The sequence below is a fragment of the Hymenobacter volaticus genome, from assembly GCF_022921055.1.
Taxonomy (GTDB): domain Bacteria; phylum Bacteroidota; class Bacteroidia; order Cytophagales; family Hymenobacteraceae; genus Hymenobacter; species Hymenobacter volaticus.
This window is the reverse complement of sequence record NZ_CP095061.1, coordinates 3,728,164-3,743,732: the sequence shown is the minus strand read 5'-3', so window position 1 is coordinate 3,743,732 and position 15,569 is coordinate 3,728,164. Positions and strand designations below refer to the sequence as shown.

Annotated in this window: 13 protein-coding genes, 1 tRNA gene and 1 pseudogene; 10 read left to right on the top strand and 5 right to left on the bottom strand. The window is 49.6% G+C overall.

Annotation, left to right across the window (positions count from 1 at the left end; genetic code table 11):
- Positions 1–245: 245 nt before the first annotated feature.
- Entirely contained in the window at positions 246–1,214 is a 969-nt protein-coding gene (gene rfaD, locus MUN86_RS16260) for an ADP-glyceromanno-heptose 6-epimerase (RefSeq protein WP_245119108.1), read from the bottom strand.
- Between the two features lie 185 nt (positions 1,215–1,399).
- On the opposite strand from rfaD, the gene MUN86_RS16255 reads away from it, so the two are divergent.
- The 5 genes from MUN86_RS16255 to MUN86_RS16235 all read left to right on the top strand — a co-directional run bounded on the left by MUN86_RS16255 (position 1,400) and on the right by MUN86_RS16235 (position 6,414).
- Positions 1,400–2,332: an ABC transporter substrate-binding protein gene (locus MUN86_RS16255; RefSeq protein ID WP_245119107.1), complete on the top strand. Its 933-nt coding sequence runs from the start codon at positions 1,400–1,402 to the stop codon at positions 2,330–2,332.
- A 45-nt stretch (positions 2,333–2,377) separates the two neighbouring features.
- Entirely contained in the window at positions 2,378–3,376 is a 999-nt protein-coding gene (locus MUN86_RS16250; protein ID WP_245119106.1) for a FecCD family ABC transporter permease, read from the top strand.
- 176 nt (positions 3,377–3,552) lie between these two features.
- A complete protein-coding gene (locus tag MUN86_RS16245) occupies positions 3,553–3,969 on the top strand; it encodes a 6-pyruvoyl trahydropterin synthase family protein (protein WP_245125770.1) in 417 nt (138 codons plus the stop codon).
- A 98-nt stretch (positions 3,970–4,067) separates the two neighbouring features.
- Complete coding sequence (lpxB, locus tag MUN86_RS16240) at positions 4,068–5,177, top strand: lipid-A-disaccharide synthase (protein ID WP_245119105.1); 1,110 nt, start codon at positions 4,068–4,070, stop codon at positions 5,175–5,177.
- A 145-nt stretch (positions 5,178–5,322) separates the two neighbouring features.
- Complete coding sequence (locus tag MUN86_RS16235; protein ID WP_245119104.1) at positions 5,323–6,414, top strand: exostosin domain-containing protein; 1,092 nt, start codon at positions 5,323–5,325, stop codon at positions 6,412–6,414.
- Positions 6,415–6,621: 207 nt separating this feature from the next.
- On the opposite strand, the gene clpX is transcribed toward MUN86_RS16235, so the two are convergent.
- From clpX to MUN86_RS16215, 4 genes are all read right to left on the bottom strand, one after another.
- Positions 6,622–7,845 (bottom strand): ATP-dependent Clp protease ATP-binding subunit ClpX, encoded by a 1,224-nt coding sequence (gene clpX, locus MUN86_RS16230; RefSeq protein ID WP_245119103.1) that lies wholly within the window; start codon positions 7,843–7,845, stop codon positions 6,622–6,624.
- A 239-nt stretch (positions 7,846–8,084) separates the two neighbouring features.
- Complete coding sequence (locus MUN86_RS16225) at positions 8,085–8,789, bottom strand: ClpP family protease (protein ID WP_280640529.1); 705 nt, start codon at positions 8,787–8,789, stop codon at positions 8,085–8,087.
- A 182-nt stretch (positions 8,790–8,971) separates the two neighbouring features.
- Positions 8,972–10,300 (bottom strand): trigger factor, encoded by a 1,329-nt coding sequence (gene tig, locus MUN86_RS16220; RefSeq protein ID WP_245119102.1) that lies wholly within the window; start codon positions 10,298–10,300, stop codon positions 8,972–8,974.
- Between the two features lie 114 nt (positions 10,301–10,414).
- Positions 10,415–10,496, bottom strand: a tRNA-Leu gene (locus tag MUN86_RS16215).
- A gap of 351 nt (positions 10,497–10,847) precedes the next feature.
- Between MUN86_RS16215 and MUN86_RS32770 the strand changes: the two are divergent.
- The 5 genes and pseudogenes from MUN86_RS32770 to MUN86_RS16195 form a co-directional block, all read left to right on the top strand.
- Positions 10,848–11,353, top strand: a pseudogene (locus tag MUN86_RS32770) (HD domain-containing protein); the annotation flags it as partial.
- The gene (locus MUN86_RS16210) at positions 11,336–12,988 is read left to right on the top strand and encodes a RelA/SpoT family protein (protein ID WP_502592242.1); all 1,653 of its coding nucleotides are present in this window, start codon (positions 11,336–11,338) and stop codon (positions 12,986–12,988) included. The pseudogene MUN86_RS32770 and the gene MUN86_RS16210, both read left to right, overlap by 18 nt.
- 218 nt (positions 12,989–13,206) lie before the next feature.
- Positions 13,207–13,680, top strand: coding sequence for a Fur family transcriptional regulator (locus tag MUN86_RS16205; RefSeq protein WP_245119101.1), 474 nt, complete (start codon positions 13,207–13,209; stop codon positions 13,678–13,680).
- Positions 13,677–14,024 carry an STAS domain-containing protein gene (locus tag MUN86_RS16200; RefSeq protein ID WP_245119100.1) on the top strand — a complete coding sequence of 116 codons (348 nt, stop codon included), beginning with the start codon at positions 13,677–13,679 and terminating at the stop codon, positions 14,022–14,024. Before MUN86_RS16205 ends, MUN86_RS16200 begins: the two co-directional genes overlap by 4 nt.
- Positions 14,024–15,295: an adenylosuccinate synthase gene (locus MUN86_RS16195; protein WP_245119099.1), complete on the top strand. Its 1,272-nt coding sequence runs from the start codon at positions 14,024–14,026 to the stop codon at positions 15,293–15,295. The genes MUN86_RS16200 and MUN86_RS16195 overlap by 1 nt, the downstream gene beginning before the upstream one ends.
- Positions 15,296–15,569 lie beyond the last annotated feature (274 nt).

Genomic DNA, 15,569 nt, shown 5'->3' with positions numbered 1-15,569 from the left:
GAGTGCGGAAACGGTTAGATTGTACCCTAGTTAATCCGTGGAGTCAATAAAGAAGAAGTGCTATACTACTTATTATGGTGCGAGCCTAAAAGATGGATGTTCCAGTAGGCTTTCCAAAGCCTAACACCTATAGAACCCATACAAAACCAGTAGCCCAACCGTGGGTTCACCCAATCTGCCGAAGCAAGCTCAAATGCCGCAATTGTAGGTTGATTTAATGCTCTATTCTCAGCCTAGGTGTTCGATTACAGGTAGACACCAGGCACCAAATAGTTGCGCACGTAGTCCTGAACACCGTCTTCGAGTGAAGTAAAAGGCCGGTCGTAGCCGATGCTGCGCAGCTTGCTCATGTCGGCTTGCGTGAAGTACTGATACTTGTCGCGGATGTCTTCGGGCGTGTCGCGGAACTGGATGTCGGCGGTTCGCCCAAGGGCTGCGAAGGTATTCAGGGCCAAATCCATGAAAGTACGCGCTTCACCGGTGCCCAGGTTGTAGATGCCTGAATGCTGGCGGTGGTGCATCAAAAAGTAGCACACTTCCACCACGTCTTTCACATACACAAAGTCGCGCATCTGGCCGCCGTCGGTGTAGTCGGGGTTGTGCGAACGGAAGAGCGTCATCGAGCCAGTCTTCTGGATTTGCTGGAAGGCATGCATAATCACCGACGCCATCCGGCCCTTGTGGTACTCGTTGGGGCCATAGACGTTGAAAAACTTCAGCCCGGCCCAGAAGAAAGGCTTTTCCAGCTGATTAACCGCCCAGTTGTCGAATTCGTTTTTCGAGTCACCGTACGGATTGAGAGGCCGATAGAGGGACAGTAGCGCGTCGTCGTGGTCAGAGTAGCCGAGGGTACCCGAGCCGTAAGTGGCCGCCGAAGAAGCATATACTAGGGGCAGTTGGTAGCGGCAGCATGCCTGCCACATCTGCTTGGAGTAGTTTAGATTCAGCAAGTCCAGCACGGCGCGGTCTTGCTCGGTGGTATCGGTGCGGGCTCCTAGGTGAAAAATGAATTCCACCTGCTCGTGGTTGGTATCCAGCCAATCAAAGAACTCGGTGCGGTCCACGTATTCGCGCAAATGCTTGCCTTTAAGATTGGCGAGCTTCTGCTCCACGGCGAAGTTATCCACCACCACGATGTCGTTGAAGTTGGCGGCGTTAAGGCGAGTGACAAGGCAGCTAGCAATAAAGCCAGCCGCTCCGGTGACAACTATCATAAGGCAGAGTTTTCACCAAAAGTATCATCAATTTTACTGACTGCCTTCTGAAGCAGTGGTTCAATCAGCAGAATACAGTCCATGTTAGTGCCTTTAGCTAAGTACGAAGCCAAAGCGCCGAACCAATTCATTTTGGCGGTCGAAGCTTCCTGCCGGGGCAGTGTCTGGCTCTTACCTTTGCGGCCATGCTTCCCACCTCTTTGCGTCAGTTCCTGAAGTTTTTGCCGTTGCTGTGGCTGCCAATGGCCTGCCAGCCCGACCGTTCCCGTTCAACTACGGCTCCTGACGCAGCCACCACGCAGCCACAAACGCAGGAGCTCCGCGACGACCTAGGCCGCCAACTAACCGTAGCCGCGCAGCCACGCCGCATCATGGCCTTGGCGCCCTCCGCCACCGAAATGTTGTACGCCATAGCCGACACGGCCACCATCATTGCCCGCACCCAGAACTGCGATTATCCAGCGGCGGCCTTGCGCAAACCCATCGTCAGTAGTTATCCGCTGGATATGGAAAAGCTGGTGGCCCTGCACCCCGACATCGTCTTTACGGTGGAAGGTATTACCTCTCTCGACGACGCGGCACGGCTGGCAACCTTCGGCATTCCTGTGTACTACCAACGCTTCCAGACGCTACCCGACGTGTTCCGCGGCATGCGTGACCTAGGCCGCATCCTGCACCGGCAACCCCAAGCCCGCCACCTCACCGATTCGCTACAGGCAGAGCTAACGGCCGTAGCCCAATCCACGCCTGCCACCCAGCAGCGCCCGCGCGTGCTGGCTATTACGTGGCAAGACCCTATCTATGTGTATGGCCAAAACACGCTGTTCACCGATAAACTGAAGATTGCCGGCGGCCAGAACGCCGTAACCGAAAAGTTTGCGCAGCCCTACCCAGCTCTCACCCGCGAGTATATCCTGAAGTTAAATCCTGACGTGCTCATCGGCGGGAGCTTTGGCAAGCTGGATAGCACTTTCTTCAAAAATTACCCTGAGCTGAAGCGCATCAACGCCTACAAAACGCGCCGCGTCTATGGCATCACCGGCAACCTGATGGAACGCCCCAGTCCGCGGGTAGTGGAATCGGTCCGTGAGCTACAGCGAATCGTAACGAGCCGCTAATTCTACGCTGCTTCCATAGGCCCCTACGAAACCACCCACAGCCTCATGAACAGACCTGCCTTGCCCTGGATTTTGGCCAGCCTGCTCCTGACACTCGTGCTGGTCGTTTTGGGCATGCGCATAGGCAGCTACGACACCGACTATGCGCTCATCGGCCGCGCCCTTATGCACTACAACCCGCAGGACCCTACGCATCTGGTGTTGGCAGAGCTCAGGTTGCCCCGCATCTTGCTGGCGCTACTGGCCGGGGGCGGCTTGGCGTTCAGTGGCTACCTCATGCAAGCCATGGTTAACAATCCGCTGGCCGATCCTTATCTGCTTGGAACGGCCTCGGGGGCTTCATTAGGAGCTATCTTCTGTTTTTCCTTTTTATCTAGCCTCACGTTAGGTGGCTTCTATCTGCCGCCGTTGTTTGCGCTTGCCGGTGCGTTGGGCACTACATTGGTGGTCGTAGCTGTCGGTACGAAACGAGGACAGATTATTCCAACGCAACTGCTACTAGCGGGCGTGGCTGTTGGCTCGCTTACTACGGCCATCGGCGGGGTATTTACTTTTTTATCGGCTACACAGGAGAAGTTACGGAGTATCACATTTTGGGCCGCTGGCAGCTTTGAGCGAGCCGGTTGGAATGTGCTGCCTTATCCCGCCGTAGCCTTAGCGGCGTCCTTGGGACTATTTGTGTTCCTGCAAAAAGACCTCAACATTCTGCTGCTAGGGGAGGAGAGGGCTCAGGGATTAGGAGTTGACGTGGCTCGCACCCGTTGGCTGCTACTGCTTACGGCCTCCGTTCTAACGGGCTGTGTGGTTGCCTTGTGCGGACCCATAGGCTTTGTGGGGCTGGTCGTGCCGCACCTTACCCGGTGGTTGTTGGGCGTTACCGGGCGAGCCAATCCGCTGTTCTGCGTGCTACTCGGCGGCAACTTCCTTTTAGCCTGCGACCTGTTGGCGCGGCTGCTTTATCCGCCGGCAGGCTTACCAGTAGGGTTGGTCACGGCCCTATTCGGCGTACCGTTCTTCGTATATTTGCTGCGAAATAAAGGCTGATGCCGATTTCTCGTCTCACATAGGGGCTTTTTCGCACTTGGTAGTCACACAACTTCTTTGCGTCAGCAAGCAAAAGTTTGCCAGGTAAAAAAGCTTGTACTGCCACTTGTTGTAGAGTGCGCAACCCTTGGGAGAACAGTTATTTGCAGCAATCAGTCATCATCAAGCAATACCCAATGATTTACATCAGTCGGCAGGAACACTTCAACGCGGCCCACAAGCTCTACAATCCGAAGTGGAGCGAGGAGCGGAACCGTGAGGTGTTCGGCCCCTGTGCCAATACCAACTGGCACGGCCATAATTTCGACCTCATCGTGACCGTGAAGGGAAAGCCCGATCCGGAAACCGGTTTTGTTATCGACCTCAAACAACTCAGCACGCTCATTCGGACCCATATCATCGACCAGGTTGACCACAAGAACCTTAACCTCGATGTACCCTTCATGCAAGATCAAATGGCTAGTACGGAAAACCTGGCCATTGCTTTCTGGAAGATATTAGAGCCCGAAATCGAGCGGATTTCCACTGCCCGTTTGCACAGCATCAAGCTCTACGAAACGCCCCGCAATTTCGTAGAATACCTCGGCGAATAAATGGTTGAATGGCTGAACCATTGAGTGATGCCCGCTCAAAGCCCGCGAAGTCAACGGTTCAGCCATTTAACAGTTCAACAATTCAACCATTTAACCCATTGAAGTACTACCTGATAGCTGGCGAACGGTCCGGCGACTTCCACGCCGCCAACCTGATGCGCAATTTACGTCAGCAAGATCCTGAAGCCGCTTTTCGGGGTTGGGGCGGCGACATGATGAAGGCCGAAGGTGGCACACTTGTGCACCACTACCAGGAAATGGCCATCATGGGCTTTTGGGAGGCGGCCACCAGCATCCTTAAGTTTCGGGGTTACCTGAAAGAATGTCAGCGCGACCTGCTAGACTACCAACCTGATGTTCTGATTCTGATTGATTATGCTGGTTTTAATCTGCGGGTAGCGCGGTTCGCCAAGGAGCATGGCATCAAAGTGTTTTACTATATCTCGCCCAAAATTTGGGCGTGGAATCAAGGCCGGGTTCACACAGTCAAGAAAATCGTCGACCGGATGTTCGTTATTCTGCCTTTCGAGCAGGAATTCTACCAGCGTTTCGGCTACGGCGTTGACTACATCGGGAACCCTACCGCGGATGCCGTGGCCGAGCACCAAAAGAGCGACGACTTCTATCAGCGCAATAACCTCGACCCAAACCGAAAGATTGTAGCCGTCCTACCTGGCTCGCGCAAACAGGAGATAGAGGAAATGCTCTACGAAATGGTAGCCATCCTGCCGCCATTCCTCGACTACCAATTCATTGTGGCCGGCGTCGATAACCTCGACCGGAATTACTACGCCCATTTCGAGCGCAACAACGTCCGCATCCTCTTCAACGAGACGTACGACCTACTTGCTCACGCTACCGCTGCTCTAGTCACGAGCGGCACCGCCACCCTCGAAACAGCTTTGTTTGGTGTGCCACAAGTGGTTTGCTACCGCACTAGCGCTGTTTCCTATGCCATTGGCAAGGCCGTCATCAAAGTGCCCTATATCTCCTTGGTCAATTTGATTGCCGATAGGGAAGTCGTAAAAGAGCTTATTCAAGGCGAGTTTAACTCCCGCAACCTTGTAAAAGAACTTCGCAAGATTCTAACCGACGATGAGTTCATAACCCGGCAAAAGACGGGCTATGCCGAAATCCGGGAGAAGCTAGGCCAGCAACGAGCAGCCGAAAAGGCGGCGAAACTAATGATTGGTTACTTGCAGAAATAAACGGATTTCGCCCCCAAATTATAAACCTGCTTAGCTCCTTATATGAATAAGTATAAGGTATATATGCTTATAATGTGCCCAAATACAGTGGCTAGTATTTTGTAGCCTGAAAAGACCTGAAATCAAAACCTCTGAAAAGGTAAATATGAAACTTAAGCTTCACACAGATTTAAGTCTTTTAGACAAGGGTCATCCAATTGAATTACTTATTCCCTTTGTGGGGACGTTTAATAAAGAAGATGAATCTGGAGCAGTTCGGCAAGGCCGCTTTGATGAATATCAACGAGTTGGCAAGGACCTTATTGAATTAACAAGTATCGAAGAATGTGACGCCTGCTTGCTGCCAATCTTTTACGATGTATTATTTGATCAAGCAGGCTTCGAGAAGAAAATAGCTCCGTTCATTCAAAAGGTTGAAAGCCACAATAAAAAGATATTAATTTTTGTCGGGCATGATGTCTTGCATATCAACATACCCGTTAAGAATGCCATTCTATTTAATAGCGCCATAAGCAAATCAACTCAAGCTAAGAACATACATTCATGGCCTCATTTTTTCGAGGATTTCCTTGAAAAGTATAATGATGGCAAACCACGGCCCCGTAAAAAAGGTGCCAAACCAGTCATTGGTTTCTGCGGTTACGCGCCACCGTTGAATATCAAGATGAGCCGTGAAAAAATTATTAGCAGCTTGAAATTAGCAGCCAACTACGCTGGCTTATTGCAGAAATTTCCAGATAAAATATCTCACTCATACAGAGCTAGATCAATAATAGGACTGCAGAAATCCAATAAAATAACTCCCAACTTTATACTAAAAAGCAATTTCGCTTTCGGCCCTACTGGAGGTTTAAATACTGGCAATACAACCGAAAGTAATTTCGACTTCAGAAAAAACTTTGTAGAGAATATTCTTGAGAGCGATTATACGTTGTGTATTCGGGGCATAGGTAATAACTCTGTCCGCTTCTTCGAGACACTGTGCTGTGGTCGGATTCCTGTATTTGTCGACACCGATAGCGCACTGCCTTTCGATGAAATGATTGATTGGAAAAAGTATTGCGTGTGGGTCGAAGAAAAGGACGTAGACAAAGTAGATACTATAGTGCAAGAGTTTCACAGTAAGATTTCCGAGGAGGAATTCCTTGAAATGCAAAAAAGAGCAAGAGAGGTGTGGGAAGAATATTTAACACCTGTAGGTTTCTACAAGAATCTGCATCGTTTTCTTGAAAGTTAGCGGTCAGATATAGGTACCAATCTGTGCTAGTATCTTTCTTCGCATCAACTACAATTTAATTAGAGTAATTATGCAGGTTTCACTTACTGCTGCATAGTATATACTCCTAATTCACGGGAGTCATTTGGTGCTCGAAAACAAAAAGCCCGAACTAGAAAAGCCAATTGGCTTTCTAGTTCGGGCTTTTTGTGCTAGAAGCGAAGAGTATTAAGCTGCTCTCAACTGCTTCATTGGTGACTGCTCAAATTTGCTGCGAGCATAGTCAAGATCAATTATCAACTCTTTGGCATCTACTTCCGAAGGCATGTCGAACATAGCATCCGTCATGATACCTTCGCAAATGGAACGCAGGCCACGAGCACCAAGACGATATTCGTCGGCCTTGACGACGATATATTCTAGGGCGCCTTCTGTGAACGAGAGCTGAATGCCCTCCATGTCGAATAGCCGCTGATACTGCTTTACAATAGAGTTCTTAGGCTCCGTTAGAATCTTGCGCAGCGTAGCGTGGTCAAGTGGGTTGAGGTGCGTCAGAACGGGCAAACGGCCGATAAGCTCCGGAATCAACCCGAAGGCTTTCAAATCCTGAGCCGTTACATAACGCAGGAAGTTTTCTGTATCAATCTTTTCTTCAAGCTGCGTTTTGGCGAAGCCAATCGGCTTGGTGTTGAGACGGTTCTTGATGATGCGCTCAATACCTACGAAAGCCCCACCACAAATGAAGAGGATATTCTCGGTGTTCACCGTAATCATCTTCTGCTCGGGATGCTTGCGGCCACCGTGTGGCGGTACATTTACGGTAGTACCTTCCAGCAACTTCAGCATGGCCTGCTGTACACCCTCGCCGCTCACATCGCGCGTGATGCTTGGGTTGTCGCTTTTGCGAGCAATTTTATCGATTTCATCGATGTAGACGATGCCTCGCTCGGCAGCCTCTACATTGTAATCAGCAGCTTGCAACAGGCGCGTCAGGATGCTTTCCACATCTTCGCCTACATAGCCTGCTTCGGTTAGCACGGTTGCGTCTGCAATGCAGAAAGGCACCTGGAGGATGTTGGCCAGCATACGGGTCAAGAACGTTTTGCCCGTACCGGTTTCGCCTACCATGATGATGTTAGACTTCTCAATCACTACGTCGTCTTTCTGCGGCTTCTGCATTAGACGCTTGTAGTGGTTGTACACCGCCACCGACATCACCTTCTTGGCTTCGTCCTGTCCTACTACGTACTGGTCGAGATACTCCTTCATCTCCCGCGGCTTCACCAAATTAAACTTCGGTGTCTTCGAGTTCGATCGAATCTTATTCTCCTCATTGAGAATTTGTTGGGCCTGTCCTACACACCGCTCACAAATGTGCGCGTTAATGCCGGAAATCATAACCGAAACGTCTTTTTTGCTCTTCCCGCAGAAGGAGCACGTTATATCTGCCATTGTTAAGGAACTCTCAGAGTAGAGGAGAATAAGCTAATTTCATTAACCTACCTCAAAGGTACGAAAAGGCCAACGCCGTGCATCAGGAAAAAAGTGCCTGCACAGTCGAGTCTCTATAAAAAAGAAAAAGCCCGCCGAAGCGAGCTTTTTCTTTTTTACGGGCTTGTTCAAGAAGAACTGCAAGTGGAAAACACAAACAACTAGACTTAGTTTCGGCCAGCAATTGGAATGAGAGACGCTTACGCCTTCTTTTTCTCCAGTACCTCGTCGATGAGACCGTACTCTTTGGCCTCATCGGCACGCATCCAGTAGTCGCGGTCCGAGTTATCGTGGATTTCCTGGTAGGTTTTGCCAGTGTGCTGCGCCAGAATGTCGTACAGCTCTTTTTTGAGCTTCAGAATCTCACGGGCCGTGATTTCGATATCCGACGATTGGCCTTGTGCGCCACCCGAAGGCTGGTGAATCATAACGCGGGCGTGGGGCAACGCCGAACGCTTGTCTTTAGCACCGCCAGCTAGCAATACAGCTCCCATCGAGGCGGCAAGACCTGTGCAGATCGTAGCCACGTCGGGGTTTACATATTGCATCGTATCGTAAATGCCAAGGCCAGCATATACCGAACCACCGGGTGAGTTGATGTAGAGCAGAATGTCCTTCTTGGCATCTACCGACTCCAAGAACAGAAACTGAGCCGTAATGATGTTCGCAATATAGTCGTCGACGGCTGTGCCAAGGAACACGATCCGGTCCATGATCAAACGCGAAAACACGTCGATTTCCGCGAAACGCGTTGGACGCTCTTCAATAACCGAACGGGTCATGTTTGTAGGCAGCGTTAAATCAGCAGCCTGACCTTCAATATGATGCAGATACTGATCCACACCTAGGCCGCTGAGGCCCTGGCCTTTCACAGCGAACTTGCGGAACTCTTGTTTATTCAGCATGACAGGAAAAAAAGGAGTTAGTAATGTAGAAGCTAAGAACTAGGAGAGAGGATAGAGTCTAGGACGCATAAGCAGCAAGAATATTCCAACGTCTAGCTCCTGACTTCTAACTTCTCAAAAACAAAAAAGCCCATACGGCAAGTAAGGGCTTTTTTGGTGGTTAGAAAACCAGAACGCTAGGGTTAGCCAGCGTTTTGATTGCGGAAGCCTTCGGCCGTAATCGGGTTGTCGTTAACAACAACTTTGCCGCGTAGGTTTTCCACTACTTTCTCTGCCAGAATGGCCTCATACTCCTGTACGTAGTTTTTGCCATTCTCCTGACGCAGGTAGTTGTCAGCAAATCCGCGTACCGATTCTTCCAGCTCCGGCGTCATTTCCATGTTGAACTGACCGAGGATCTTCTGCATCGTACGATCCAAGATTTCCTGGTTCTCCACCTTTAAGCCTTGTTCCTCAACTACTTTGTTGCGGATCATCGACCACTTCAGCTCCTTTTCATAGTCAGCATAGTGCTCTTCCACCTGCTCGGTAGTCAGTTTGCCTTCGTTGGCACGCACCAGCCACTTCTTGAAAAACTCGGTTGGAATCTGCACTGTGGTAGCTTCCACCATCTTGTCGATGATCGTGCGGTTGATCAAATTGTCAGCTTCCCGGTCATAATTCTCTTGTACCGTTTCGCGTACTTTCTGGTCGAACTCCTCTTTCGAGGTTACGATGTCTTTGCCGAATACCTTATCGAACAGTTCCTGATCTAGTTCGGCTGGCGTCGTGCGGTTGATTTTCTCTACGCTCAATACGTACTCGCCTTCTGCAGCTTCAGAGTCTTCTTTGCTTAAGCCCGTGACGCTAGCAATAGCAGCCGCATCGCCGTCAAAAGTTTCTTTCAGGTCGAACGTAACGGTATCCTCGGGCTTCACACCAACGAATTTGTCAGCCCCGTTCTTTACTTTCTTGATAGGGAAAAGAACCGGACGGCCTTCGCCTTCTTCGTCAGCCTTTTTCAACTTACCATATAAGGAGTCGCCAGCTTCCGAAGCTTCGGGGTTGGTGCTCTCACCGAACTGACGCTCAATTTGGTCGTAGGTTTCCTGCAAGGTTGCCTCGTCCAACTCCACTTTGTAGCGGTCAACAGAAATGCTCTGGTCGGCAGGTAGCTCGAAATCAGGCAGTAAGCCTAGCTCGAAAGGAAAGGAGAATTCCTTTTCAGTATCAAAATTCACGTCGGTCGCCACGGGCAGCGGCTCACCTAGAATCTTGAGGTTGTTTTCTTTGATGTAGCCGTCAACAGCTTTGCCGAGCAAGGAGTTGATTTCGTCAGCCAGAATGCCTTTGCCGTACATTTTGCGCACCAGCGTGGCCGGAACCTTACCGGGGCGGAACCCTTTGATTTGCGCCTTCTTACTATAGTCCTTCAGCTTGGCATCTACAGCGGGAGCGTAATCCGCTTCCTTGAGGTTCACTGTCAGGATGGCACTCAGTTGGTCGTCTTTTTTATCTAGGGTGATGTCCAAAGCGGGGCGTCGGTTAAAGGTAAACTACAGGTAAAGGCACCGAAACGGGGAAAAAGAAACCCCCAACGGTTGGGTTGAGGGCTCGGGGCATTTTCGGTGATGATTAAAAAAATGTGCGGATGGAGGGACTCGAACCCACACGCCTTGCGGCACCAGATCCTAAGTCTGGCACGTCTACCAATTTCGCCACATCCGCCTCAAGGCCATTCGCCTCGGGGCGCAAAGCTACGCAAGCTCTTTGAAAAACCAAACGCAACCTCTAGCATAAAAATAAAAAGTAGCTGTATGAGCTATCATTTTGCTCAATTAACCCTGCTGATATAATAGCTGTAGTAGTGCCTAATTCTCGAAGTACCAATGTACTACGAATGAAACTTTACTTCATTCAATTAAAATCATTGCGCTAAGTCAGATATCGAAAGAATAGCTGCTAACTGTCCTGCTGCTCGTCAATCAACCTTTTCCGTGTTGCCAATTGTTCATAAGCCGCCCCCACTTCGTACTTTAGTGTTTATTGACTTTGGCGCTCCGGCGCTGCCCATGCATCATGGCCACCTTAATTGACCCCGAAGTAGAGCGCCAAGAAATTCTGCGCCACTACCGCCGCCTCCTCCGCACCGCCAAACCTTACCTACAAGAGGGTGATGCCCGATTAATTAAAAAAGCCTTCAATACTTCATTGGAGGCCCACAAAGAGATGCGCCGCAAGTCTGGCGAGCCCTATATTCTGCATCCGCTGGCGGTAGCCCAAATAGTGGTAGAAGAAATTGGCCTTGGTACCACCAGCATTGTAGCGGCCTTGCTGCACGACGTAGTAGAGGATACGCCTTGGGAAATTGCCGATGTAGAGCGGGAATTTGGTTCTAAGGTGGCTCGCATCGTAGACGGTTTGACGAAAATCTCGGGGTATTCGAGTACGGCACCTCCGAGCAAGCCGAAAACTTCCGCAAGATGCTGCTCACCCTCTCCGAGGATGTGCGCGTCATTCTGATCAAGCTTGCCGACCGACTGCATAACATGCGGACTCTCGACTCGATGCCAAGGCATAAGCAGCTCAAGATTTCGTCGGAAACTATCTACCTCTATGCTCCGCTTGCGCACCGTCTAGGTCTGTATGCTATCAAAACGGAGCTTGAAGACCTCCATTTAAAGTACACGGACACCGACGTATATAATGAGTTGGTAAATCGGGTACGCCAGAGTCGCAGTGCGCGTAACCGCTTCATTAAGGAATTTGTGCTTCCTATTGATGAAGAACTGAAAGCGCAAGGCTTCAGCTTTGAAATCAAAGGCCGCCCTAAAAGCATTTATTCCATCCTTAAAAAGATGCGCAAGCAGAACATTACATTCGATGAGGTGTATGACCTGTTTGCCATCCGCGTGATTCTGGATGTGCCGCACGAGCAGGAAAAGGCAGCTTGTTGGCAAGTCTATTCCATTGTGACAGATTTCTACCAGCCCAACCCCGACCGGTTGCGCGATTGGGTAAGTACGCCCAAGGCCAACGGCTACGAGAGTTTACATACCACCGTCATGTCACGCTCTGGGCAGTGGGTGGAAGTGCAGATTCGCTCACGTCGTATGGACGAAATTGCCGAGAAAGGCTACGCGGCCCACTGGAAGTATAAGGACACTGGCGCTATCCAGCCTGAATCAACCTTGGAAGTCTGGATCAATAAGGTGCGTGAGATGCTCGAAACCAATAATTCCAGTGCCCTGGAATTTATGGACGAGTTCCGCCAGAACCTTTTCGTGAAGGAAGTTTATGCTTTTACACCCAAAGGCAAACTGCTGATTCTACCCGATAAGGCTACCGCCTTGGACTTCGCCTTCGAAATTCATACGCACATCGGGTTGCAGTGCTTAGGAGCCAAAGTCAACCAGAAGTTGCAGCCACTGAGCTACCAACTCCACAACGGCGACCAAGTTGAAATTCTGACTTCGCATAAGCAGAAGCCTACCGAAGAATGGCTGCAATACGTCATTACGTCGAAGGCCCGGTCGAAAATCAAAGAGTGGCTGCGCGATGATAAGCGTAGCAAGGCCGAAGATGGTCGTTTCCTTGTGGAGAAGCGGCTAGAGTTGCTAGGTATTGAATACACGCAAGACAATTTCAACCGCTTGCTAGCGCACTTCCATACCTACAATGCGCAGGAATTTTTCTACCGCGTAGCCATCGGTCAGATTGACGGCCGCGAAATAAAAACGGACCTCTTTGATCCGAATATTGAAGTTCCACGCCTGCCATCTAAGCTAGAGCCCAAAGCTTTTGACCATGAAGTCCAAAAAATTCGGGGACTTAGCGCCAATATGCTCGTTATCGGTGAACGGACTGACAAGTTTGATTATACCATTGCGCCCTGTTGCAACCCCATACCCGGCGATGATGTGTTTGGGTTTGAAACAGAAGCAGGCATTGTCATCCATCGCACTTCCTGCCCGAAAGCAGTGAAGATGATGTCCAACTATGGCAACCGTATTGTGCGTGCCAAGTGGACCGATCAGTTGGAACTGGCTTTCCTCGCTGGTTTGCGCATTAAGGGTTCCGATAGGGTAGGGCTTGTAAATGATGTAACACGCATTATTAGCAATAGCCTGAAAGTAAACATGCGCTCCATTACTATTGATTCGGACGATGGTATGTTTGAGGGCAGATTATGGTTTTCGTCAACGACACCGACCACCTAACTAAACTCATTCAGCGTCTCTCCAAAGTCAATGGCGTGCTACTAGTTGAACGCTTCGACTCCTGACCAAGATTCAGTTCTAAAAAGTCTTAAATAAAAGATGGAGTCTAAAACAGTATATAAGTTCAACAGGCTAAATGCGGATCTTAATGGAGCTTTTAAGCTTGTGCTTGTTGTATTGTAACTTTGCACCACTCCTTACTAGGAAGCTCATATAAAATGCTCGATAAAGAAAAGTACGAGGAAGTCAAAAAGATCTTCACCGCGTACCTAGAGAATAAAGGCTTGCGCAAAACCTCAGAACGCTACGCTATTCTAGAGGAGATTTATTCCCGTACTGGTCACTTTGACGTAGAAGAACTATTTGCAGGTATGAAAGAGCAGGGCTTGCAAGTAAGCCGCGCTACCGTCTATAATACCCTTGACTTGCTAGTAGAACACGGCCTTGTGAGCAAGCATCAGTTCGGTCGAAATCTCGCTCAGTATGAGAAGTCATACGGGTATCGGCAGCACGACCATGTAATATGCACGGAGTGCCATAAGGTAGTTGAGTTTTGCGACCCTCGTATCCACGGTATCCAAACGATGGTAGGGGAGTTACTCAACTTCCATATCTTGCACCACTCTTTGAACCTTTATGGCGTGTGCGGCGACTGCCGTGCTAAAGCCGCCACCCGCTCTCAAGCCGAATGAAAACAGAAACTGCCGTTCAAGACGGCATCCTCTTCGTGCGCCTTTCCGGCGACCTTATCGGTAGCCCCGATACCCAGCAGCTTCTTCAATCAGTCGATCAGCACCTTGGCGATGAACTGCGCCACTGCGCGGTCAACTTATCGGAGGTGCGTTACATAAACAGCACTGGTATTGGTGTGCTAGTGTCACTACTCACTAAGTTTCGCAGCCGCGGAGGAGAACTAGTTCTCGTTAACCCTGCCGATCATCCGCGCAAAATGTTGGCTCTGACCAAACTCAATGCTATTTTCTCTATTGCCGACGACGATTCCGCCGCCGCTCAACAATTGAAAGCTTCGAACTAATGCCAGTTGACGTTTTAGTAGGCTTACAGTGGGGTGACGAAGGGAAAGGCAAAATTGTGGATGTACTAGCTCCTACTTATGACGTGGTAGCTCGCTTCCAAGGAGGCCCCAATGCTGGCCACACCCTTACCTTCGGCGGTGTTAAACACGTTTTACATCAAGTGCCTTCCGGCATTTTCCATCCCCACATCTTAAATGTTGTAGGCAACGGTGTTGTTCTCGACCCTGTTGTGTTTCGGCAGGAACTTCAAAAGCTGACAGATAGGGGCATCGATTGGGCTGCTAATCTTTATATCTCAAAGAAAGCACAGCTTATCCTTCCTTCTCACCGCGCCCTCGACCGTATTAGTGAAGATGCCCGGGGAGGAAGCAAAATAGGCTCTACATTAAAAGGTATAGGACCTACCTATCAAGATAAAATAGGCCGCACGGGTCTGCGAGTAGGTGATGTACTGCTACCGGATTTCCAGCAGCGCTACGAGGAGGCTGTAGCTCGGCATGCCACATTAGCTGCGTTCCATAACAAGGAGCTAGAAATTGAAGCCCTAGAAGGTGATTTCTTCTCTGCTGTCGAATTCTTACGCAGTCTTCAACTTACGGATACCGAGTATCTGTTGAACGATCTGTTGAAGCAAGGCAAAAAGATTCTTGCCGAAGGAGCCCAAGGATCCTTATTGGATATTGATTTCGGTACTTACCCTTACGTCACATCCTCTAGCACAATAGTAGCTGGTGCTTGTACTGGCTTAGGTATTGCCCCCCGTCATATAGATAAGGTATATGGCATTAGCAAAGCGTATTGTACCCGAGTGGGTAGTGGCCCCTTTCCTACTGAACTACTTGATGAAGTAGGGGAGCAAATACGTAAAGCCGGCAGTGAGTTTGGTTCCACTACAGGGCGACCACGTCGTTGCGGCTGGATTGACCTACCTGCTTTACGGTACAGCATCATGCTCAATGGAGTCACTGAGATTCATCTAATGAAGGCTGATGTATTAGATGAGTTCGACGAAATCTACGTGTGCACTCATTACGAGTACCCAGACGGCCAGCAAACAGACCATTTGCCTGACCATGGCGACCTACAGACTATGAAGCCTGTATATAAAAGTTTGCCAGGCTGGAAAACTGAACTGCAAAAGCTAACAGATCCGCGGTCGCTTCCATCTGAGCTAAATGACTACGTACAGTTTTTAGAAAGTTACCTGGAAGTGCCGATTAGTATTGTAAGTGTAGGGCCAGACCGGGTAAGCACTTTGCACCTCAATTGAAATCCGGAGTTTAAAAGGAAAGGACACTTTGAGTGTCCTTTCCTTATTTATGACCATAGCTTAGTGATAGTGCAGAGCACTGCTTGCCTTAATTACACAAGTATTGGTCTGCCCTTGCTCAGCTATGATTACCTATTATAATTCATATAAGGATGTAGAGCCAACGAACTTTCTTCTAATCAAGAGTTGATAAAGCCAGAATGACATCACATATTTGCAGCCCCAAATCAATCGGGTAAGGGATTAAGAGGAGAAGCAAAAGTCCTGCGAGAAA